Origin of the sequence: Spirosoma sp. (genome assembly GCF_026391055.1) — a bacterium.
Taxonomy (GTDB): Bacteria; Bacteroidota; Bacteroidia; order Cytophagales; family Spirosomataceae; genus Spirosoma.
In genome coordinates this window covers 240412-263076 of sequence record NZ_JAPLET010000010.1, presented here as the reverse complement: position 1 = coordinate 263076, position 22665 = coordinate 240412, and the positions used below count along the sequence as shown (strand labels likewise).

16 protein-coding genes are annotated in these 22665 nt (G+C 50.0%); 7 read left to right on the top strand and 9 right to left on the bottom strand.

The window, feature by feature from the left end:
* Positions 1–75: 75 nt before the first annotated feature.
* Together NT073_RS03490 and NT073_RS03485 are read right to left on the bottom strand one after the other, a co-directional pair.
* On the bottom strand, positions 76–495 hold the full coding sequence (locus NT073_RS03490) for a phage holin family protein (protein ID WP_012930104.1): 420 nt from the start codon (positions 493–495) through the stop codon (positions 76–78).
* Between the two features lie 173 nt (positions 496–668).
* Entirely contained in the window at positions 669–1055 is a 387-nt protein-coding gene (locus NT073_RS03485) for a TraR/DksA C4-type zinc finger protein (RefSeq protein ID WP_097129970.1), read from the bottom strand.
* 334 nt (positions 1056–1389) lie between these two features.
* On the opposite strand from NT073_RS03485, the gene NT073_RS03480 reads away from it, so the two are divergent.
* The 3 genes from NT073_RS03480 to NT073_RS03470 all read left to right on the top strand — a co-directional run bounded on the left by NT073_RS03480 (position 1390) and on the right by NT073_RS03470 (position 5252).
* Positions 1390–2664, top strand: coding sequence for a Glu/Leu/Phe/Val dehydrogenase (locus tag NT073_RS03480; protein ID WP_297368844.1), 1275 nt, complete (start codon positions 1390–1392; stop codon positions 2662–2664).
* A gap of 116 nt (positions 2665–2780) precedes the next feature.
* On the top strand, positions 2781–3452 hold the full coding sequence (locus tag NT073_RS03475; RefSeq protein ID WP_297368841.1) for a phosphatidylserine decarboxylase family protein: 672 nt from the start codon (positions 2781–2783) through the stop codon (positions 3450–3452).
* Between the two features lie 120 nt (positions 3453–3572).
* Positions 3573–5252, top strand: a complete 1680-nt coding sequence (locus NT073_RS03470) for a GMC family oxidoreductase N-terminal domain-containing protein (protein WP_297368840.1) — start codon at positions 3573–3575, stop codon at positions 5250–5252.
* Positions 5253–5274: 22 nt separating this feature from the next.
* Here NT073_RS03470 and NT073_RS03465 read toward each other — a convergent pair whose 3' ends face one another.
* The 7 genes from NT073_RS03465 to NT073_RS03435 all read right to left on the bottom strand — a co-directional run bounded on the left by NT073_RS03465 (position 5275) and on the right by NT073_RS03435 (position 18198).
* Complete coding sequence (locus tag NT073_RS03465) at positions 5275–6798, bottom strand: GH3 auxin-responsive promoter family protein (protein ID WP_297368837.1); 1524 nt, start codon at positions 6796–6798, stop codon at positions 5275–5277.
* 70 nt (positions 6799–6868) lie between these two features.
* A complete protein-coding gene (locus NT073_RS03460) occupies positions 6869–7747 on the bottom strand; it encodes a glycerophosphodiester phosphodiesterase family protein (RefSeq protein WP_297369147.1) in 879 nt (292 codons plus the stop codon).
* A gap of 66 nt (positions 7748–7813) precedes the next feature.
* Positions 7814–11389, bottom strand: coding sequence for a VCBS repeat-containing protein (locus NT073_RS03455; protein WP_297368834.1), 3576 nt, complete (start codon positions 11387–11389; stop codon positions 7814–7816).
* A 91-nt stretch (positions 11390–11480) separates the two neighbouring features.
* The gene (locus tag NT073_RS03450) at positions 11481–13016 is read right to left on the bottom strand and encodes a RagB/SusD family nutrient uptake outer membrane protein (protein ID WP_297368830.1); all 1536 of its coding nucleotides are present in this window, start codon (positions 13014–13016) and stop codon (positions 11481–11483) included.
* A gap of 24 nt (positions 13017–13040) precedes the next feature.
* Positions 13041–16514 (bottom strand): TonB-dependent receptor, encoded by a 3474-nt coding sequence (locus tag NT073_RS03445; RefSeq protein WP_297368827.1) that lies wholly within the window; start codon positions 16512–16514, stop codon positions 13041–13043.
* A gap of 17 nt (positions 16515–16531) precedes the next feature.
* Positions 16532–17530 carry a FecR domain-containing protein gene (locus tag NT073_RS03440; protein WP_297368824.1) on the bottom strand — a complete coding sequence of 333 codons (999 nt, stop codon included), beginning with the start codon at positions 17528–17530 and terminating at the stop codon, positions 16532–16534.
* Between the two features lie 77 nt (positions 17531–17607).
* Positions 17608–18198 carry an RNA polymerase sigma-70 factor gene (locus NT073_RS03435; RefSeq protein WP_297368821.1) on the bottom strand — a complete coding sequence of 197 codons (591 nt, stop codon included), beginning with the start codon at positions 18196–18198 and terminating at the stop codon, positions 17608–17610.
* A gap of 163 nt (positions 18199–18361) precedes the next feature.
* Between NT073_RS03435 and NT073_RS03430 the strand changes: the two genes are divergently transcribed.
* From NT073_RS03430 to smpB, 4 genes are all read left to right on the top strand, one after another.
* A complete protein-coding gene (locus NT073_RS03430) occupies positions 18362–20788 on the top strand; it encodes a penicillin acylase family protein (protein ID WP_297368818.1) in 2427 nt (808 codons plus the stop codon).
* 59 nt (positions 20789–20847) lie between these two features.
* Positions 20848–21222: a hypothetical protein gene (locus NT073_RS03425; RefSeq protein ID WP_297368816.1), complete on the top strand. Its 375-nt coding sequence runs from the start codon at positions 20848–20850 to the stop codon at positions 21220–21222.
* Between the two features lie 60 nt (positions 21223–21282).
* Positions 21283–21879: an OmpH family outer membrane protein gene (locus tag NT073_RS03420; protein ID WP_297368814.1), complete on the top strand. Its 597-nt coding sequence runs from the start codon at positions 21283–21285 to the stop codon at positions 21877–21879.
* A gap of 222 nt (positions 21880–22101) precedes the next feature.
* Positions 22102–22563 carry an SsrA-binding protein SmpB gene (smpB, locus tag NT073_RS03415; RefSeq protein WP_012930119.1) on the top strand — a complete coding sequence of 154 codons (462 nt, stop codon included), beginning with the start codon at positions 22102–22104 and terminating at the stop codon, positions 22561–22563.
* Positions 22564–22665 lie beyond the last annotated feature (102 nt).

The window sequence follows — 22665 nt, the reverse complement described above, 5'->3', positions numbered from 1 at the left end:
AATAAAGTAAGGATTCGAGTATAGAGAATCAATAAGTAGTAGATTTTTAGTCGTTTACAGAAACATCAGAGCAATTCACGAATTAGCGCTGTTACTCATCGACGACCGCGTTTGGGCCATTAGTTGTTCAACGGCATCTGATTTTTCTTCAAGTTTTTTCTCCTGACTTTTCTTCAAAGCACTATAGGCAGCTTCTCTGATCTTCGATTTAAAAAAGTCTTTTGCGGCAATCCAGATTATACTTAAAAGAAGAAAAAAGGCTGCTACGATTAAAAAACCCAGATACTTGCTATTTGTTACTTCGTTTAGGTAAGCTGCCAGTAAGCTAAATAAAAAGATAACTGTCATTGTGCCCAGCAATGCTAACACAATGCTATGAACCGCAACGACAACACCTTCTTCAATTTTTCCCCGGCTCTCCAGGGTGAATAGCTCAATACGGGCTTCCAGATAGCGGAATATGTTCTCCCGAATTTCTTCCAGGCGTTCAAGCATGATTTCGAATAATTAAATTTCTTTCTGACCTATTTACTCAAAAGTGATTAATTTGTTTAAAATTATGAGGAAAAAAAAGCTCCGGCATCTGGTGGGCCGGAGCTTTTTTACTCTAAAAAAATAAGCCTCTCTTTCTCGTTTTCTGCGTTTAAGAGAACCTGTAATGCAAGCTGTTATTTCGACTGACGTAATTTAGCTTCGATCGTCTGCTGGGTGTGGGGAACAGCCCGAAGACGTTCTTTAGGAATAAGCTTACCCGTATCCTTACAAATACCGTAAGTGCCGTTCTTGATCCGTACCATAGCAGCATCCAGTTGCTGAATGAACTTCTGCAGGCGGGCGGCAAGCTGACTTAAATTTTCACGCTCACTGGTATCAGCACCGTCTTCAAGCAATTTCGAATTACCTGATGTATTGTCTGTGCCGCTATCGTTCCGTTTGCTAAGCGTTTCTTTTATGTAGTTCAGCTCACTACGAGTAGCATCGAGTTTCTGACCGATCAGCTCCTCGAATTCCTTTAAATCTTCTTCTGAATACCGCTTTTTCTCGTCCTGAACCATATCAAGTGCTACGTTAAATGGTGCGTACCTTATTTAGGCCACAAAATTAATGTTTATTAAGCATTAATTCAATGTGCTATTTATCAATCCATTAATTTTTCAAAAAAATCATCAAATGGATATTTTATCGTTTCACGAATTAATATTTGGAGCCTGCGTTAAATGGGTAATATCTGTTTTGGAACAAATCAAAAAAAAGCATGATTGTATGGCTTTTTGTTATTATATTAATCTTAGAAAAAATATACCTTTCGCAATGTGACTATTGATTTATTAAGTTTGCGGGACACTTCACGAACAAATTTGTTTTTATCAAAGAAGTTAAAGTAAAGACATGGGATATATTGAACCAGCTCCGATAAAAGACAAGGAGAATCCGCTTGAGTCAATGATGTCGCGTTTCGATGCCGCTGCCAAACTGGTGGGCATATCGGACGAAATGTATGATATATTGAAAGTGCCCGCCCGGCAGGTAATTGTGGGGCTGCCTGTTACCATGGATAACGGATCCATTAAGGTTTTTGAAGGCTACCGGGTTATTCATTCCAATATTCTGGGGCCTGCTAAAGGGGGTATTCGGCTTGATCCGGGGGTCCACCTCGATGAAGTTCGGGCTTTGGCCGCCTGGATGACCTGGAAATGTGCCGTAGTCGACATTCCGTATGGAGGTGCCAAAGGCGGTATTGCCTGTAACCCCCGCGAAATGTCGGCCGGTGAGATCGAACGACTTATTCGCCAGTACACCGTTGCCATGCTCGATGTTATTGGTCCCGATCGTGATATTCCGGCTCCCGACATGGGGACCGGTCCGCGCGAGATGGCTTGGATTGTCGATGAGTACTCGAAAGCAAAGGGCATGACCGTCAACAACGTTGTAACGGGTAAACCGCTCGTTCTGGGTGGGTCGCTGGGCCGCACCGAAGCAACGGGACGGGGGGTTACAGTAGCCGCTCTAGCTGCTATGGATAAATTGCGCATGAATCCCTACCGGGCTACAGCGGCTATTCAGGGCTTCGGGAACGTTGGGTCCTTTGCGGCCGAACTCCTCCACGAACGGGGTGTTACGGTAGTGGCCATCAGCGATATTTCGGGCGGTTATTATAACAAGAGTGGTATCGACATCACGGCGGCTGTAAGCTACCGGAATAAAAATAAAGGAACACTGGAAGGATTCAGCGGAGCCGAGAAAATCTCGAACGAAGAACTCTTGTCTTTGGCAGTAGATGTGCTGGTTCCGGCCGCCAAGGAGGATGTTATTACGGAAGACAATGCAGCCTCAATTCAGGCTAAAATGATCGTGGAGGGGGCCAACGGACCAACATCGGCCAGCGCCGACGAGATTATCAACAGCAAAGGTATTCTGGTCGTGCCGGATATCCTGGCTAATGCCGGTGGCGTTACGGTTTCTTACTTTGAATGGGTACAAAACCGCATCGGCTACAAATGGACGCTCGATCGAATCAATCGCCGGGCCGACCGGGTCATGAAAGACGCCTTCGACCGCGTGTTCGATACCTCACAACGCTATCAGGTACCGCTGAGACTGGCCGCCTATATTGTTGCTATTGACAAAGTGTCAAGCACCTACAAATTTCGTGGAGGATATTGATTTACCGTGAAATGTATGATGTGTACTGTATGATGTCTATTTTTGCTCATACTTGATGCATTGATAATACATCATACGGCACGGGCCAACCCCGTTTACACATCATACATTTTATTATGCGCTTACACCGCGAAGGCAAAACAATCATGATTACGACAGGGCTGGTGCTACTAGCCCTGAACCTGCTCGCCTATTTTTACTTATTCTCCGATAATTCGACAGCCATTGTCTTATTAGCCATAGTAAGCCTGATTTTGTTTCTATTGGTAGTACAGTTCTTTCGTATTCCCACACGCCCACTCACAACCGGCGAAACACAGGTCATTGCTCCGGCTGACGGTAAGGTAGTTGTTATTGAAGAAACCGTTGAAAGTGAGTATTTTAAAGATCGTCGTCGGCAGGTGTCGATTTTTATGTCGCCCCTAAACGTACACGTTAACCGCAACCCGATTACAGGTGTTGTTAAGTACTTCAAATATTTCCCCGGTAAGTATTTAGTGGCCTGGCATCCAAAATCGAGTACGGAAAATGAACGCACAACGGTTGTTGTTCAGGCTGCTAGTGGTACAGAAATATTGTTTCGGCAAATAGCCGGTGCGGTGGCCCGACGTATTATCTGGTACGTAAAAGAAGGACAGCCCGTGAAGCAGGGCGATGAGTTTGGCTTTATCAAATTTGGCTCCCGGGTTGATCTGTTTTTGCCTTTAGACGCTGAAATTAAAGTTAATATAGGCGACGTAACACGGGGTGGTGTTACAGTAGTTGCTGAGTTACCCGAGAAGGAATAAAAGAGCATTAATAGGAATGCGACTTGTTTTGGTAGATTAAGAGCTACTAAGACAAGTCGCTTTTTTTTGTACTTATTCTAAGCAATAGTTGTAATTTATGGACCTAAATGCTTTGTAGCTATGGACTTTGATTACATCATTGTTGGTGCTGGCTCGGCTGGCTGTGTGCTGGCAAATCGGCTTTCGGCTGATCCGGCAAATTCAGTACTACTGCTGGAAGCGGGTGGTTCTGATTCGAAAATGGAGATTCAGATTCCGGCCGCTTATACAAAACTGCATGGATCAACCGTTGACTGGGGATTCTGGACAGAACCGCAACAGGCACTTAATGGACGGCGGATGTATCAGCCGAGAGGAAAAACGCTGGGTGGCTGCTCGTCGACTAATGCAATGGCGTATGTGCGCGGCAACCGGCTCGATTACGACGATTGGGCCGCATATGGCAATTTGGGCTGGGGGTACGATGATATTTTGCCTTATTTCATCCGGTCAGAGCATAACGAACAGTTCGATCAGCTCGATCCGCGTTACCACGGCCGGAGTGGTCCGTTAAACGTCACGTTTGCTACACGCTTTCAAACACCGCTTGCCGGAGCTTTCGTCAATGCCTGCCTGCAATCCGGTATTCGAAAAAACGATGATTATAACGGGGCCGAACAGGAAGGTACGGGGTTATTTCAATTCACGATCAGGGATGGCCGACGGCATAGCGCAGCAACTGCCTTTTTAAAGCCCGCCCTCAATCGGCCAAACCTCAAAGTCATTACCCACGCCCACACAAAGCAGGTTCTGATTGAGCAGGATCGGGCAACTGGTGTTGAGTTTATAACGGGTAAAAACCAGACGCAGCAGGCGAGGGCGCGCAAAGAAGTAATCCTGTCGGCGGGAGCGTTTCAATCACCACAGTTATTAATGCTGTCCGGGGTTGGGCCTGCTGATGAGCTTCGGTCGGTTGGAATTCCGATGAAGAAAGAGCTGCCGGGCGTAGGGCATAATTTGCAGGATCATCTTTTTTCGGGGGTTAGTAGCTTATGCTCGCAGCGGGGGATTTCTGCTAATTTTCACCTCAAACCATTGAACCAGCTGAAAGGGCTGGCCCAGTTCTTGATCAGCAAAAAAGGACCGATGACCATAAGCCCGCTCGAAGCCGTTGCCTTTTTACAAACCGATCGGCTTAGCCGTGCCGATGCCGATGCGGGCCGTATCGACATGCAGCTCCATTTTGCCCCCGTTCATTTCGATACGACGGACAAGACAGATTTTTATAACCTGGCAACCTACCCCGTAACGGATGGCTATACCGTTCTGCCAACTTTGCTTAAGCCCAAAAGTCGGGGTTACGTTGGACTGCGGTCTGGTAATCCGCTCGACGCTCCTATTATTCAGCCAAATTACCTGACCGATGAACAGGATCGGCAGGTGTTGCTCAGCGGCCTTCGAAAAACGATTGAGGTAATGCAGGCCGATGCGTTCGGTCCCTACAGCCGTGGCATTAACGTACCGGCGGTCCATGCATCGGACGATGACCTTTGGCAGCATGTACTGAGTGTTCTGGAAACAGTTTACCATCCGGTCGGGACCTGCAAAATGGGGCCGACGTCCGATGAGCTGGCCGTTGTGGATAACAACTTGCGGGTTCGGGGTATTGAGGGACTTCGGGTAGTAGATGCCTCCATTATGCCCACAATCGTATCGGGGAATACCAACGCGCCGGTTATTATGATTGCTGAAAAAGCCGCTGATCTGATTTTAGGTAAGACAGCACAGAGTAATACGAGCAGATACGAAACCACGCTTTAAAGCCCGTTAACGTATAGGAAGCTTATATTTCAAAGACTTTCCGCAGAATATCGTCCAGATACTCTCTTGAGTTAGCCAGGCGGGGTACTTTGTGTTGCCCGCCTATTTTGCCACGCTGTTTCATCCAGGCATAAAATGTACCCGGCGGTACTACATGAATACGGGGGCGCTTGAGCACCATATCGTTATACCGTTTAGCGTCGTAGTCGGAGTTGATCCGGCGGAGGGTATCATCCAGAATTTGATTGAACCGTTGCTGGTCGCTTGGTTCCTGTGAGAACTCGATGACCCACTCATGACATCCATTGGCACCGTTGCTCATGTAGCTGGGTCCGGCGGTGTAATCGGTGATGACGGCTCCGGTGGCTTCACAGGCTTTGGTGATGGCCGTTTCGGCATTTTCAACAATCACTTCTTCTCCGAAGGCATTGATAAAATGCTTGGTTCGGCCGCTCACCTTCAGACGGTGCGGATAAAGCGAGGTAAATCGTACGGTGTCGCCCACTTTATAGCGCCAAAGACCGCCATTTGTGGAAACAACGAGGGCGTAATTTTTATCCAGCTCGACTTCTTCGATGGTAAGGGCTTTGGGAAATGGCTGGTCAGCTTCCTGGATGGGGACAAATTCATAGAAAATGCCGTAGTCGAGCATCAGCAACATTTCGCCCACCCGCGACAGATCGTCCTGAATGGCAAAAAAGCCTTCCGATGCATTGTAAACCTCCTGATACCTGACGCTTTGGGAGGGAAAAACATGTTGCTGAAACAACTCACGGTACGGTTGGAAGTTGACCGCTCCGTGCATCATAACCTCAAAGTTTGGCCATACTTCCAGAATGTTTGATTTACCCGTTCGGGCCAGGATTCGGTCGATCAGCACCATGCCCCAGGTAGGTGTCCCCAACATACTGGTCACGTTTTCCTGTGAGGTAAGCTCAACCATTCGCTCCAGTTTGGCTTCCCACTCGTCCATCAGCGCGACCTGAAGGGAGGGTGTTCGAATATACTGTGCCCAACTAGGCAGATTTTTCATGACCACTGCCGATACATCGCCAGCTGCGCTGTTGGTTCCGTACGGATTCTGGTGGAGACTGCCCCCAATGGATAAGCCTTTGCCTTCAAATGCCCGGCTATCGGGGTTGTTGGCAATATACAGCGCCATCATGTCCTTGCCGCCCTTGAAGTGGCTCTCATCCAGCGACTCGGTCGTAACCGGAATAAATTTGCTCCGTGCATTGGTCGTCCCGGACGACTTCGAAAACCAGCGTACGGGCGATGGCCAAAGGACTTTATTCTCACCTTTCAGCACGCGTTCGATGTACGGGAACAGGTCTTCGTAACTCGAAACAGGTACCTGTTTCTGAAAATCCTGAATGGTTTGGATTGATTTGTACGCGTGCTTTTTGCCCCAATCCGTTCGGCGACCCGCCCGAATCAGTTGATTAAAGACTTTCTGCTGCACCATTCCGGGGTTTTGCTTCATAGCTTCGATGCGCGGCAATCGCCGTTGAAGGAGCCATTTGAGCGTGGTATTTAGAAAAGTCATGGGGCTAAAATAACATAAACTAACCAAATAGAAGAGGTTAGAGATGAAAACGTAAAACCAAAGAATCTGTTTACAAGCCGCTTGCCCGGTCCGGATAGTCCGTAATCAATCCGTCGACGCCCCACCGCTTTAGTCGCTCCATGTCTGCCCGGTTATTAACCGTCCATGGAATAACACGGATGTTCTGCTCGTGCAACCAGTTGATTTTTCGTTTGCTGAGCAGACGGAAATAGGGACTGTAAATATCGGGTGTAAAGCCAAGTTCATCGAGATTGGTTGACGGACTGCGCAGGTTTTCTACCAAAGCTGACAGCCGGACAGGTGGATAATCGCTTTCGGCAACACCCTTCTTCCATTGCTTTAGCATGGCAAAATCAAAGCTTTGAATAATAATCCGGTTTGAGTTAACACGCTCAGCCGGAAACTGTTTTTTTAGCACTGCCTGAACGAGTTCACAAAACTCAGTCGGTTCGGGCTGGCTTTTACCATACTCTGAGGGCTCACTTTTGATCTCTATGTTGTACGAAAAGAGGGGAAGATTATGCGCCTTACGGTATGCTTCCGCCTGCTCAAGTACCTCACTCAGCAAAGGTTTATGGATGCTAAGTTTTTTCTGTTCGGGATAAGCCGGGTTACCGTTAGTGCCAACATCATAGCGTTTAATGTCGGCATAGGTCATCGTGTAAAGAACCAGATTTTTCTGCGCTTTCTTATCAACTGGCACGCCATCCGGAGCGATGCTAAAGGCTGCGTTGAAGTAAGGTTCGTGGGACACGACGACTTGCCGGTCTTTACTAATCACTACGTCCATTTCCAGTGTGGTTACACCCAGCTCCAGCGCTTTCAGGAAGGCGGGTACTGTATTCTCTGGCATTAACCCCCGGCAACCCCGATGCCCCTGTATGTCGAACATAGGCAAATCTGACGGGACAAAAGCACTTGTTAACATAAAAATCAGCAGTAACAAAAAGCGCATGTGGCAGGTGGAATAGCTTCCAAAAGTACAATTTCTTTTTTAGTTATGATTTTTTTCTGAAACTGTCCTGGGCACAACCCACGACGACTGGGAGAGGTAGCCGCTGCCATAGCTAAATTCCTGTTTTCGCCGTATCATGGTTGTTGCATGCCGAGGGATGGAAGGAGCGGCACGCTGATAGATCGTACCAGGCGAGGTTGCGGTAAATACCCGTACAGGACCATTATTTTGCGTAGTTATGTACCACAACTGCCCATTCGCTACTAATAGGCTGGCCAGTGCTTTGGCATCTCCATCAACGACAAAGCCCGACTGAGCCGGCGAAAGTGGTTTGAAGTGGCCCCGCCCATCACCCAGTAGGCATAACCCAAGCCCGGCATCCTGCCAGCCCGAGAGAACTTCGGTCGAGTAATCGTTGCCTGCCAGCAGGACGTCCAGATTGCCGTCGTGGTTAAGGTCTGTGATCGAACTGCCGAATACGGGAGAAAATTGAGCTTCAATAGGTAAGGCATGAACCACAAAACTACCCGCCCTATTTTCGATATAAGCCGATGCCGAATAAGTCACTCGTTTAACCAGTGCAAGCTTTTGCTCGTCGGTCGATAACAGATTCGATAGCGTTGTATTGCCATAAGCAGCATAGGTCGTCATCTTCTTTTTGAAGGAAGGAATCTGGTCCGTCAGCACATCGCGTGGGTGAAAGGGATATTCCGTGCCACCATTGAAAAAGCTCAGTATGGGGTCCAGCGTGCCGTTTTTGTCGTAGTCTGCTGCGTAGACAGATACGGGTTGGTTGGCCGAAGGCTGTAATCGGCTGTTCAGGCCGCTATTTCCGGCTACATAATCCATGTCGCCGTCATTGTCGAAATCACCCGCCGAGAGACTGTTCCAGAACCCAACGGCCTTCGCCAGTTCCGGCATATGCATGATCGAAAAAGCATGACCATGCTGGTTTCTGAAAACGGTGATGGGCATAAGCTCCCCGGCCAGCATCAGATCGGGCCAAGTATCGTTGTCGACGTCTGTCCAGAGCGCCGAGCAGATTAAGCCCGCCCGGCTTAGGCCCGGTGCCAGTTGGTCCGTTACATCGGTGAAGCGGACTGTGCCCGATTTGCTGTCATTGCGTAATATATAACTCCGGGCGGGCTCCGGGTAGCGTTGCGGCACGATACGACCGCCAATGAACAAATCTAAATCGCCGTCGTGGTCGAAGTCGGTGGCAACAACGCATGAGCCACTGGACATCGTGTTGGGTAAGGCATTCGGCGACGCACGGAAATTACCTTTTCCATCGTTCAGGTACAGGCTATCCTGGCAAACGGTTTCATTCCGGCCAAATTCTGTGCTGCCATGAACGGTATAGAGGTCGAGGTCTCCATCGTTATCCGCATCGAAGAGGAGAACGCCGGTTTCTTCCGGTTTTTTTGCTGGCTGGTCTTTCCGCCGGAACGAAACGGGTGCCAGGGGTTGGTTTTTCTGCTGAAGAAAGAACGTACCCCCTTTATAAGCACTGCCCGCAATGTAAATATCATCCAGCCCGTTGCCGTCTACATCGCCAGCCGCCAGCCCCGGACCAATTTGTGAATGTTTGTGTGGGAGAAGCGTCTGCTGGGCTTTATAATCCACAAAGTCGTCTTCCTGATGTTGGTAGTCAAGACCGTTTGGCGAGGTGATTTCTGTTAGTAAAGGGGAAACAGAAGGTTGTAGTTGCAAAAATGATTCAGGTTGAAGTCCCGCATTTCGCTCATCCAGCGTCAGTAGCCGATCAGCGGCCAGGTTGGTAAGCGTTTGGCCGTTGCCCGTTGGCCAGACTATTTTTAATGAGTCGATGCGTCTGGCCAAGCCCAGTCCGACATGAATGCCCGATGCCATAGTGGATTGGTAGCCTCGTTGCCGGGTGTATTCGGTGTAGTGCAACTGTCCGTTTGCCCACATGGCCACTTTCGCACCAATGCCCTCCCGATTACCTGGTTTACCCACAAGGTTTATACGCAGGAAATGCGTTTTTGGGGAGGATTCTGCGTTTTCAACGGTGCGATTGCGGTAGATGAAAGCCGGATCGTTGATGTTGTTCATAACCAGATCCAGATCGCCATCGTTGTCGAAGTCAGCATAGGCGGTGCCGTTCGTGAAGGAAGATTCGGTCAGGCCCCAGTCGGTAGCGACATTGGTAAAGTGGAGATCGCCGGTATTGTGGAAGAGGAAATTAGGTTTGTAGACAGGCTCCAGATCAACAATCCGTTTCAGTAGTTGAGCGCGTCGGTCGGCATCAGTGCCGAAGTTGCCATCATCCCGGTTATAGCTGGTGAAATCCAGATCGGTGATGTCTTTGCGGTAGCCATTTGTAATCAGTAAATCCGAGAAACCGTCATTGTCGAGATCCGAGAAAAGGGCACTCCAACTCCAGTCGGTTGCCGCTGTTCCGGCCAGATAGCTAATGTCTGAAAAGTGAGGCACAGGGGATAGGGGGGGCTCTTTGCCCGCTGCTCCAAACCCTCTATTCAATTGAAGTACATTCCGAATGTACTGCGGTTGGTAACCAAGCCGACGGGCCATTTGAAAGCGGTCGTAGGGAATGGTAGAGAACATGGTTTTCTGCCGTAGGTTATCATCCGGCAGCATATCCACCACGGCTAAGTCATTCAGGCCGTCATTGTTTATGTCGGCCATGTCTACCCCCATGCTGTTATGGCTCTGGTGTTTCAGAGTCTCGGCGATACGGTTACTAAACGTTCCATCCCGATTGTTGACGAGCCATACATCATTGGACTGAAAGTCATTGGCCACATAAATATCTGGCCACCCATCCTGATTTACGTCGTTCATAAGGACACCCAACCCCCAGCCTTCGTGAACCAGCCCCGCCTGGGCGGAAATGTCTTTGTATTTAGGAGTGAGCGGCCGGCTTGCGGAACGCTGGCTGCTCACTCCTAACTCCTCGCTCCTCACTCCTTCATTTCTAAACAGCTTATCTACACTCCGGGCGGAGCCGTTGTTTCGGGGGCCGATAACGTTGTTCCGGTTGAAATTTTCGAGGGCGTTTGTCAGCAGAAACAGATCCAGATCGCCGTCGCGGTCAAAGTCGAGAAAGGTGGCTTGCGTAGAGTAACTCGAATCGGCTAACCCGGCTGCCCGGGCCGATTCAACAAAATGGGGAATGCCATTTGCGTCGTTTCCCTGATTGAGAAAGAGCAGATTCGGAACGGCCTTGTTGCGGTTGGGGTGAATGGTCGATACGTAAATGTCCTGCCGACCGTCCTGGTTAATATCGGCTACAGCTACGCCCGTACACCAGTAGTTAGTGTCAACGCCTGCTGAGTCGGTTACGTCCTCAAATTTGAAATCGCCTTTGTTGAGGTACAGCCGGCTCGAAACCTGATTTCCGGCAAAGAACACGTCCTGTTGGCCATCACCGTTGAAATCACCAACGCCAACACCACCCCCGTTATAGAGATATTCAAATTCCAGCACATTCAGCGAATCGCTTTCTGTAATGGTATTGGCAAAGTCGATGCCGGTTTCACGGGCTGTTAGTCGTTCGAATCGTGGCAATGGATGCGTACAGCCAACCAATATGAGTGCCAGAAGCCCAGTCAGCCTGTGTAAGTAATGCATACTTGAAATATAGAAAAAATCCCCGATTGACGCGATGGTCAGCCGGGGATTGACTATTCAAATTAGGTTGGTAATTCAGAAAAAGTAATGTTTAATATCCCGGATTCTGATCTTTCTGGGTCAGCTTACTATTGTTGTCCAGCTCTTGCTGTGGGATAGGCAGCAGTTCCTGTTTCCCCTTGGCAAAATAGGATATTGGCTCGGCTTGAAGTTTGTTTTGAGCCCGCCAGCGCAGAATATCCCGGTTGCGAATCTGTTCGCCCGCCTGTTCAACCCGTTTTTCATGGACGACAGCCCGGAACACTTCGGCTTTGCTGTTGACGGGATAGGTAGCCGTAGGATAGGGTGGCATCGCTACGCTTGCCCGTGCCCGCACCTGATTGAGCAGCGCAATGGCGTTGGCACTGTTGCCGGTTTCGTTCTCTGCTTCGGCCATCATCAGCAACACTTCTGCATACCGGATCAGCCGCATATTGATGCCGGATGTATAGAAGGTTTCATTGTTCTTGTACATCGCCGTGTATTTCCGCCAGCTAACTTTCTGCGTCACCCCATTCACAACAGACGTGTTGCCCTGCACCTGGGACTCCATCAACGTATTCAGGCCATTATTGTACGCATCGCCAATGAAGTAGAAGTTATACTTTAGGCGCGGGTCCGTTTTGGCGTCGCCTTTAGCCGTGTTTTCGTATTCGTTCAGCAAGCCATCTGATGGAATCAGGTTTCGCCAGCCAATGGCCGAATACTCCTGGCTACGGGTCATGGTTTCGTTAGCGCCATTATCATTGCCATCGCCGTCCCAGTTAAAATCACCAATTTTCGAGAAACCAATCTCGAAGATCGACTCAGTGTTGAATTCAGTTTCTTCGATGAAGTTGTCGAGGTAGTTAGCCGTCAGTTTATAAAGCCCCGAACTGATGATCGACTGAAGCTGGGTTTTTGCACTGGCATAATCGCCTTTCTGCATATAAACCCGTGCCAGCAGTGCCTGAGCCGCCCCTTTGGTAGCCCGGCCCAGGTCGGCTCCGGTAGCTGTGGCGGGTAAATCGGTCTGAACGGCCAGCAGATCGGTGGTTAGCAGGGTATAAATTTCATCGACCGACGATTTTGCTTTGGTACCATCTACTTCGGTAACATAGTTGGTATAGAGCGGAACGGCTCCCCATAGTGTTGTCAGATCGAAGTAAGCCATGGCACGGAGAAACTTCGCTTCGGCCACTGCCCGTTTCGCCAAAGTAGGATTGTCCGTAACGGCAGGGCCATTGTCAATCACTACGTTGGCCCGGTGGATAACGCGGTAAAGACCATTCCAGACGGATAGTGCAACGCCGTTTCCGGGGTTTTGCGCACCTGATAGTATCTGATTTCGGGGTGCTTCCAGTTGCCCGCCACCCGAGGCTACATCGTCGGAGCGGAGATCGTGCAGGAAGAACCATTCGCGGCCGGTCAGGTTGGCGCTTTGCCAGACGGCATAAACCGCATTGACGCCTTTGAGCAACTCGGCCGAGTTTTTGTAATAATTGGCGGTAATGACCTGGTTGGGATTCACTTTATCCAGGCTGCTGGTGCTGCATCCGAAGAGCAGCCCCATTGCCACGATACCCGAGGTCCAATATGTAGATTTCATAATGACGTTGTTTATGTCTGTTTCTTAAAAACCAAGTTGAAGACCTACCATGAAGGTGCGTGCCTGCGGAAACTGTCCGTAGTCGATACCATTGGTCAGCGTTGGGTTGGTATTGCTGGTGCGCGAACCCACTTCCGGATCGTAGCCAGTGTATTTCGTAAACGTCAGCAGATTGGTTGATGCTACATAGACCCGCGCCCGGCTCAGGGTTCCGCGCGAAAATGCCTGTAATGCACCCGCTGGTACTGAATAGCCAATGCTCAGGTTTTTCAGCCGTAAGTAAGAGCCATCCTCAATGAACCGATCAGAGGTACGCGAGTTACCATTGGGGTCACCATCGACGGCACGGGGTACGTCGGTAACCGTATTTGTTGGTGTCCAGGCCCGCAGTACATCCGTTCCAGCATTGAACAACCGGAGCATACCCTGCTCAAGAACTTTTACGCCGTTGTAAATTTTGTTGCCCTGCACACCCTGGAAGAACATCGATAGATCGAAGCCGCGGTAGTTGGCCGACAGGTTCAGCCCATAGGTGAATTTCGGCAGGAAGCTGCCCAGGTTTACCCGGTCGCTGGCGTCGATCTTGCCATCGCCGTTTGCATCGACAAAGCGAAGGTCGCCGGGCGCGGCATTGTCCTGCGTTGGGGCCGATTTAATCTCGTCGGCATTCTGGAAGATACCTGCTACTTTCCAGCCGTAGAAATATTGAATTGACTGACCGGCTTCGGTACGGGTGATGTCGAATCCGCCGTAATCGGCGTTGGCACCATTGAGCAGGGGCGACACGGTGGGCCCAAGGCTCAGCACTTTATTGTTGATAAAGCTGATGTTGCCCGATGCGTTGAACCGGAGAGCGCCTTTCGTTTTGTTATAGCCGAGTTGCATTTCGACCCCCGTATTCCGCATGCTGCCCACATTGACGATGGGCGATTGCGAATAGCCGATGGATGGCGCAATAGGCTGGTTTAGAATCAGTCCGTCCGTATTTCGCTGGTAAACTTCTGCCGAAAGGGTGATGCTGTTGCTGAACAAGCCCAGGTCGAGCCCAACGTTACTCATCTTCGTTACTTCCCACCGCAGGTCGGTGTTGCCCAGACGGTCGAAGTAGGTTCCCTGCGTACGGTCGCCCCCGATGATGGCGTTCGTGTTCTGGGATACGGCTACCTGCCACGAGTAATCGCCGATACCATTGAAGCCCATCGTACCGTAGCTGGCACGAACTTTCAGTTCCGAAATGGCCGGTACATTTTTCAGGAAGGCTTCTTCACTAATCCGCCAGCCCGCCGATACCGACGGGAAATTACCCCACTTGTTGCCTGGTGCAAACCGCGACGAACCGTCCCGCCGGAACGAGGCACCCAGCAGGTACTTACCGGCATATTCGTAGTTCAGGCGGCCCAGATACGACAGTAGCACGTTTTGGGAGCGTGTGCCACTTAAACCCGCACTCGTACTGATAACGGCGCTCAGCTCCCGGATCGTATTTGAAGCGGCCTGGCCTGTACCCACTATTTGCAGGCTGTTGCCTGCCTGTCGTTCGGCTACGGCAACGACATTGAGGCTGTGTTTGCCAAACGTTTTCTCGTAGGTTAACTGGTTCGAGATCAGAGGTGATGCGTACGTCAGCCGGTCGTCGGAAACGTTGGCAAGCGCCCGGGCGTTGAAGCTCTCGCTGTAAATTGGCAGAAAGGAAAAGGTCCGCGCCGTTACATAGTCGATACCTCCGCGCAGGCGGTAGGTAAGTCCGTCAATGATCTTGACATCGACATAAGCACTTCCCAGGATTTTCATGCGCTGGGTGTTGCTCTGGTCCTGTAGGGCAGCCCGCACCGGATTTTGGGGGTCAGACCCGTCGGACCCGTCGGGGCCACGGTAGCCACCGAGCAAGGTAGGGTCTTCAATGGGCATGTAAGGCGTCATGCGGATCATGTTCTGAACCTGTGTCCGGCCACCGGCGCTTACTTCGTTGAGTTTATCATCGTATGAGATGGTCAGTGTTTGTCCGAACGAGAAACGCTTGCTGATGGCATGGTCGGAGTTAATGCGGAAGTTGCCGCGCTTGTACCCTGTACCAATCATGATACCCTGTTGATTGAAATAGCCGACAGAAGAGTAGAACCGCGACTTTTCATTGCCACCCGACAACTGCACGCTATGCTGCGTAATGGGCGCATCCCGAAACACCGCCTTCTGCCAGTCGGTATCAGTTTGGGCGTACGTTTGCGAAGCCCCGGCATAGATGGGTTGATTCAGGTTACTAAACCGCGTAGGTACCGGCTGACCGGCATTGCTTCGCAGGGCTGTTCCGAACTGGATGTACTCATCCCGGTTTAGTAAGTCGAGTTGACGCCATGCGCTTTGAGTGCCTACGTAGCCGTCGTAGCTGACGTGCAGTTTGCCATCGCTGGTGCCTTTTTTTGTCGTGACGATGATAACGCCATTGGCCGCTCTTGAGCCATAGATAGCGGCTGAGGAGGCATCTTTCAACACATCGACCGACTCAATGTCGCGGGTGTCGAAGTTGTTTAGGTCACTGGTCGGAAAACCGTCGATAACGTATAGCGGGTTGGCTGCGTAGTTGATGGAACCAATGCCCCGAATACGTACGATGGGCGTTTCGCCGGGGGAGCCGTTGCTCACGACCGTTACGCCTGGCACACGGCCCTGAATGGCCTGCTCTACGCTTGGTACGGGCAGTTGTGTTACTTCCTGAGCGGATACCGACGAGATAGCACCCGTTACTGACGCCCGTTTCTGGGTGCCGTAGCCGACGACAACTACTTCGCTGATGGATTTTACATCGTCCAGCAAGGTAATGTTAATGCGACTTCGGTTGGCTACAGCGACTTCCTGCGAGGCATAGCCGACAAAACTGAATACCAAAACAGCATTATTCGGCGCATTGAGGTTATACTCCCCGTCCGTATTGGTCGTAGTGCCTCGCGTGGTACCTTTAATAACGACGCTAACCCCTGGGATTCCCTGCCCGTTTTTGTCCAGTACTTTACCCGTAATGTCGGCTAAGGGCTGGGCCGATGTAGTAGACCACCCAATACGCTCCAGTTTGTCGATGGTACGATCGGGTAACCTTACGGCTTCGGTCGAGGGATCGGTAGTGGTTTTGGTTTCGATATGTTCGATTTTACGAAAAAGCCGCGTACTCTTTTCCTTTTCCGGTACAATGGCATAAAAGCGGGGCTGTACTTTTCGATACGTTAAGCCGGTGCTGTTGAGTAAATTGACAAGTTCCGTTTCCAGATTCCGATTGCGCTGGTTAACCATAGAGACTTTGGTATTGACCAGGTTGGTTGGATAAATAAACGAAACGCTGTAATGCTGTTCAAGCTCACTTAAGGCACTTTTCAACGTAATCAAGCGGGTATCTGTTGGCTGCTTCTGATAGGAGGCATACCGATTGCTGGAAGCCACGAGCTGTGCCCGGGTCGGTAGTATTCCAATCAGCAGCAACGAACCAAGCGCAATTAATTGTTTAGTCATGGCAGTAAGAGGTTGCGTCATTGTATGATTATCTGATTTGGTTGTTGAGTAATATGCAGGTCAAATAAGGTGGTAAGGCCGTTGAGTATCGTTTGCATAGATTGATTGGGGATGGTTCCGGAAATGGTTTGCCGTTGAAGGGCCGGGTCAGTAATAATCACGTTCACGCCATAGGTGTCTTTCAGCATCTGCGCGACTTCCTGCAGGGTGGTGCCATCGAACGTCAGTTTGCCGGATTGCCAGGCCGCCTGTGCGGCTGCATCGACATGCTTTCGGTAATACACTTTAGCCTTAACATCAGCGTAGAACAGGTCGCCGGGGCGCATCACTAGCTTTTCCTTAGCCTGTTCGCCAACATCCAGACGGATCTTCCCCGTATTCAGTACTACCTTAGCCCGGGCTTGCCGGGCCATAACATTAAACTGAGTACCCAGCACTTCAATATTCAGTTTGTTGGGTAGGTGGACTACAAATCGTTCGTGATTTTGTTGGTGAGTGACCCGGAAATAGCCTTCCCCATCGAGCCAGACTTCGCGAGTCTGGTGGCTGGCCCAGCGGGGCGCATACCGTAAACGGCTGTTGCCGTTCAGAGTAACCGTGGAGCCATCGGGCAGGGTCAGCGTCGATATTTTGCCAAAGGCCGTCTGGCGAACCATGTCGTCGGGATACCATTGTTTATAGGCCGTAAAGGCGCCCGTTGCCAGTAAAACTAAGCCTGCCAGTACAGCCGCCCAGCGCATTACCTGTGGCCATACCGTGAGCCGTCGAACGGGTATTTCAGCAGAGAGGGTAGCCAGTTCCGGTTCCATCCGTTCACGAATGGCGCTCAGCATTTGTTCGGCGTCGGGTACCAAAGCGGTGTCTGGCACCAGCCATTCTGCTCCGTTAAATTGGGCGTCGATTCGAGCTTTTAGATACGCCTGGCCGGCTTCGGTGGTTAACCAATCCAACACGCGCCGGGCTTCGTCGGGCGTGACCTGATTGGCGAAATAGCGTTGAAGTAACTGTTCGGTCATGGGTATAGGAATGCTATGTGCTACCTATACACCACCCGGTAGGGAAAGTATTATTAGAAAGAAAAAATAATTCGTGATTAACTGTAAAAAGCAGTCATAATGATGAGCATCGCTTCAATACCGGCGTGCTGGCGCAGGTAATCGCGAAGAAACCGGCAGGCCTGATAATACTGCACCTTAACCGTATTGATGGAAATCTTGAGTTTAGAGGCTACCTCCTCGTTGGATAAACCCTGTTCAGAGCGAAGGGTAAAAACCAGCCGCCGTTGTGCCGACAGCTTACGCAGCCCCTCCCTGAAAACGGAGCTATACTCGTCGAACAGTAAAGTTTCTTCGGTTGTGGTATCGGTGTCGGACTGGCTGGCCTGGTGCGTTATATGCCGCAAAATGGCCCGCTTATTATCTCGGATACTATTCAGGACCTGATGTCGCATAGCCGTGGCCAGGTAACTCCTGACAGACTGCAATTCGTCCAGTTGAGACCGGTTCACCCACAATTTGAGGTAGATTTCCTGGAGGGCATCTTCGGCCAAAACGGGGTCCTTTACGTATTGAATAGCAATACTGTATAGATAACGGTAGTACCGTCGAAACAACGTTTCGAACGCCACTTCGTCATTTTGTTTGAGACGAATTACTAAATCCTTATCCGTCAGTTCTATACCCATTTTTCTAAAGGATCTTCAAGCGGTCGTGTTCAAACGCTATTTTGAACCATCGTTACTAACAAATGTAAAAAAGAATTACCCTCGTTAGGAAAAGAATAGTTTTTATTTGCTGGGTGCAATTGTAAACTTGCATCCCTGATACGCTCCGTTGCCTGTTTTTATTATGCAATACACAAAAGCAATCCTTATTTCTTTAGGTACAATCTCACTCATTTGGGCCCTCAACCGATCGTGGGGCAGTATTCCGGCTTTCGCACCGCTCCTTAGTCCGTTCGTTGGTTTCTGGCAAAATGCCGAGTCCGTCAACAATGCCGATGAAGAAATTACGCTGGAAGGCACCAAGGCGCCCATTACGGTTATTTTTGATGATCTGGCTATTCCGCACGTCTTTGCACAGAACGATGCGGATGCTTATTTCGCCCAGGGCTATCTAACTGCCCGTGACCGGCTTTGGCAAATGGAATTTCAGACGCACGCAGCCGCCGGACGGATTTCTGAACTGGTGGGCGATAAAGCACTTGAACTAGACCGATATAACCGACGGCTGGGCATGGGCTTCGGCGCCGAAAAAGCGGTCAAAGAAATGTTGGCAGACCCTCGCACACGCGAAGCGATTGAGTCGTATACGGCTGGCATAAATGCCTATATCAACCAACTGTCGCCATCTAGTTACCCACTCGAATACAAGCTGTTAGGCTATGCTCCTGAGTCCTGGCAGCCCATTAAATGCGCCTATTTCTTGAAATACATGTCGGGTGTGTTAGCGCTCGGTGCCGATGATCTGAACATGAGCAACGTGCTCAAAAAGTATGGCACCGTTGTTACGAACGACCTTTTTCCGGACTATCCCTTCCGCGAAGATCCCATTATCCCGACGGGTACGAAGTGGGATTTTGCTCCGGTGAAGATACCGGCCGTACCCGCTAATTCACAGACCGATACAAAGCCGCTGGCAATGCGCTGGCCCGAACATGACCCGGCTATTGGGAGTAACAACTGGGCCGTTGGTCCGCAGAAATCGGCGACAGGGTACCCGATTCTGGCTAACGACCCTCACCTCACACTAAGTTTGCCGTCGATCTGGTATCAGATTCAGTTGGTTACGCCCACCATGAACGTGTATGGAGCCTCCATGCCCGGCTCGCCAGGGGTTATTATCGGGTTCAATAAGCAAATCGCCTGGGGTGTAACCAACGTGGGTGCCGATGTCCTGGATTTCTATCAGATTCGGTTCAAAGATGCATCCCGCCGTGAATATTGGCACGATAACAAGTGGAAGCCGGTAACCCGTCGGTTAGAAATGATCAAAGTTAAGGGGCAGCCCGACGTGATTGATACCGTTTTATACACCCATCATGGCCCAATTATGTACGAAGTGGGCCAGAGGCCATTTGCCAGTAATGTGCCGGTGGGGTATGCCGCCCGCTGGATTGCTCACGAAGCATCAAATGATTTACTAACCTATTATTTACTGGATCGCGCAAAAAACCACGACGATTACCGGAAAGCCTTAAGTTCTTACAGTGCTCCGGCTCAGAATTTCGTGTTTGCCGATATTGCCAAAGATATTGCCATCTCGCCAAACGGCAGGTTTCCGCTGAAGTGGAAAGATCAGGGCAAATTTTTGCTGGATGGCACAAACCCAGCTCACGACTGGCAGGGCTGGATTCCGGCCGCACAAAACCCGCACGTCAAAAATCCGCCCAGAGGGTTTGTTAGTTCAGCCAACCAGTCATCTACCGACCCAACCTATCCGTATTACATCAACTGGCAATTTGGCTCTTATGAGCGTGGTACCCGAATCAATCAGCGGCTAACGGCTATGAAAAATGCCACGCCCGATAGCTTGCGGGTGTTACAAAATGATAATCGAAACGTAAGGGCTGCTGATGCCCTTCCGGTGTTTCTGCCTCACATACGAGAGAAGGACTTGTCCGACGCGCAAGCCAAAGCACTGACCATCATTAAAAAGTGGCAGTATAACAATGATATCGCAGAGATAGGCCCAACCATTTTTACGGAGTGGATGCGTCAATATATGGATGGTGTCTGGAAAGATGATTTTCCGGGTAATGACAGTACCACGCTCCGGTACCCAAGTTTCGACCGGACGCTTCAACTGGCCGAGAAAGACTCGGCATCGCACTGGTTTGATGATCTAACAACGCCCGCCAAAGAAACAATTGGGCAGGTACTGACCAAAAGCTTTCAGTCGACAGTCGATTCGCTGACACGGCGGCATGGGCCTCTGGGAGAATCCTGGCAATGGAGCAAACATAAAGCCACCCGTATAGGCCATCTGGCCCGGCTGGATGCGCTGAGTGCCTTGAATGTGCAGATTGGGGGCGGGGCCGGTATCGTTAACGCTACCACCGAACGGACCGGTCCATCATGGCGGATGGTTGTTGCTCTCGGAACGACCCCCAAAGCGTATGGCGTCTATCCCGGCGGGCAATCGGGCAATCCGGGCAGTCCTTATTATCTGAACATGCTCGAAACCTGGCGAACGGGTCGACTGAACGAACTGCTTTTCCTGCAAACCGCACAGGACAAAAATCCAAGACTAAAACGGAAACTGACCTTGAAATAATCGGGGCTGTCTCTTTTCATAGATCAATATTTAATTGTGGCTTTAGCCGCCCATACCCAATGATTGAACTTGTTCTTATTGCCATTCTGAGCCTGCTGGCTCAACTTTTCCTTCCCTGGTGGAGTCTTGCCATAGTGGCATTTGGTGTTTGTTTCTGGCGTAGTTCAGGAAGCGGTCGTGCTTTTTTATCCGGTTTTCTGGGTGTGGCGTTGGTATGGCTGATTTATGCCTTATTGATTCAGCTCCGAACCGACGGTGTTTTTGTGGGCCGAATGAGCGAATTACTTTTCAAAACCAATACATCGGTTCTGCCGGCACTAGTTGCGTGCCTGCTCGGTGGATTGGTAGGTGGATTGGCTGGCCTGTCGGGCTATTTCGTGAAACAGGCAACCAGAGCACAACCCATAAGCCGAACGGCCAGCCGGTCTCGTTAGGAATTCGATAAATCCCTTTACCTTTGTTCTATAAACTGTTAACTAACTGATTTATTTCCTGTGAAGAATGCCTCATTGATTCTGAACGTCGTTCTGACGATTGCCGTAGCTGTATTATACTACCTACATTTTAAAGGCCCCCAGGCCGAGACTGACTCTGCCGTAAAAGCACCCGTCGAGGCCAAAGGCCGGGCTATTGTCTATGTAAATGTTGACTCGCTGTTAACCAAATACGACTATTTTAAAGACACCCAGAAAGTGCTTGAGAGCAAGCGTTTTCAACTGGAGAACGACCTGGCTGCCAAAGGTCGGAACTTACAGAATAAAGTGGCTTTCTTTCAGCAACGCGCGGCTACAATGACGCAGGAGCAGGGACGAGCAACGGAAGCATCACTCCAGAAAGAACAGCAGGATATCCTGGCCTTCCGGGAGCGTGCCGCACAGGGCTTGGCCAGCGAAGAGCAGGACAAAAACAAGCAGTTGTACGACCAGATTTACGAATACCTCAAAAAAGAGAATGCTACCAACAAATATGAATTTGTGCTGGGCTATACAAAAGGTGGTGGCATCCTGTTTGCCGACCCATCGGGCGACCGCACCAGCAAAATTCTGGCTGGTTTAAACAAAGAGTATCAGGCGAAGCAGACGAAGAAATAATTTCCGAACGTCTACACGTAAAAGTTCAGACATCCGGCTACTAAGCGAGAGTTTAGTAGCCGGATTCATTTGCATGGAGTCTGCCAAATTTACAGGGTCTGGTAAACCTCTCTTTCTATTCCGGTGTTAAAACGTACTTATGGGCTTCCGCCCGTAACACGTTAATGAAATTAAACACGGGCTTCCGCCTGTGGGTACAGTACACATTCTACCTATTAGTACATGGCTACCGCTTCTATAGTTAAACAAGTTGATATCCGTAATCGTCGGGCTTCCTTTGAGTATTCGTTTCTTGAAACCTATACTGCCGGTATTGTCCTGACGGGTACCGAAATAAAGTCCGTTCGGCAGGGGAAAGTAAACTTGCAGGACGCTTACTGCCTGATTCATGGCGATGAACTGTTTATCCGCCAGATGAGCATATCCATTTACACCGAAGGCACACACTATAATCATGAACCCCTCCGCGACCGTAAACTGCTGCTAACAAAACGTGAAATCAGGCGGCTCACCGAGAAGTTGAAAGACCAGGGGCTTACTATTGTGCCCATTCGTATGTTTACCAGTGAGCGTGGTTTCGCTAAGGTTGAAATAGCCCTCGCAAAGGGTAAAAAATTGTATGATAAACGGGATAGTATCAAGGAGCGAGACGTAGAACGGGAGATGCAGCGAGAACGGTATTAAGGACGGATTGTATTAAAAAATAGCAGTTTTGTAGAGTAATAAAGCGCCATTCTATTCGTCCGTGTATTTTGCCGAAAATTTTATGTATTTACCACTACGTTA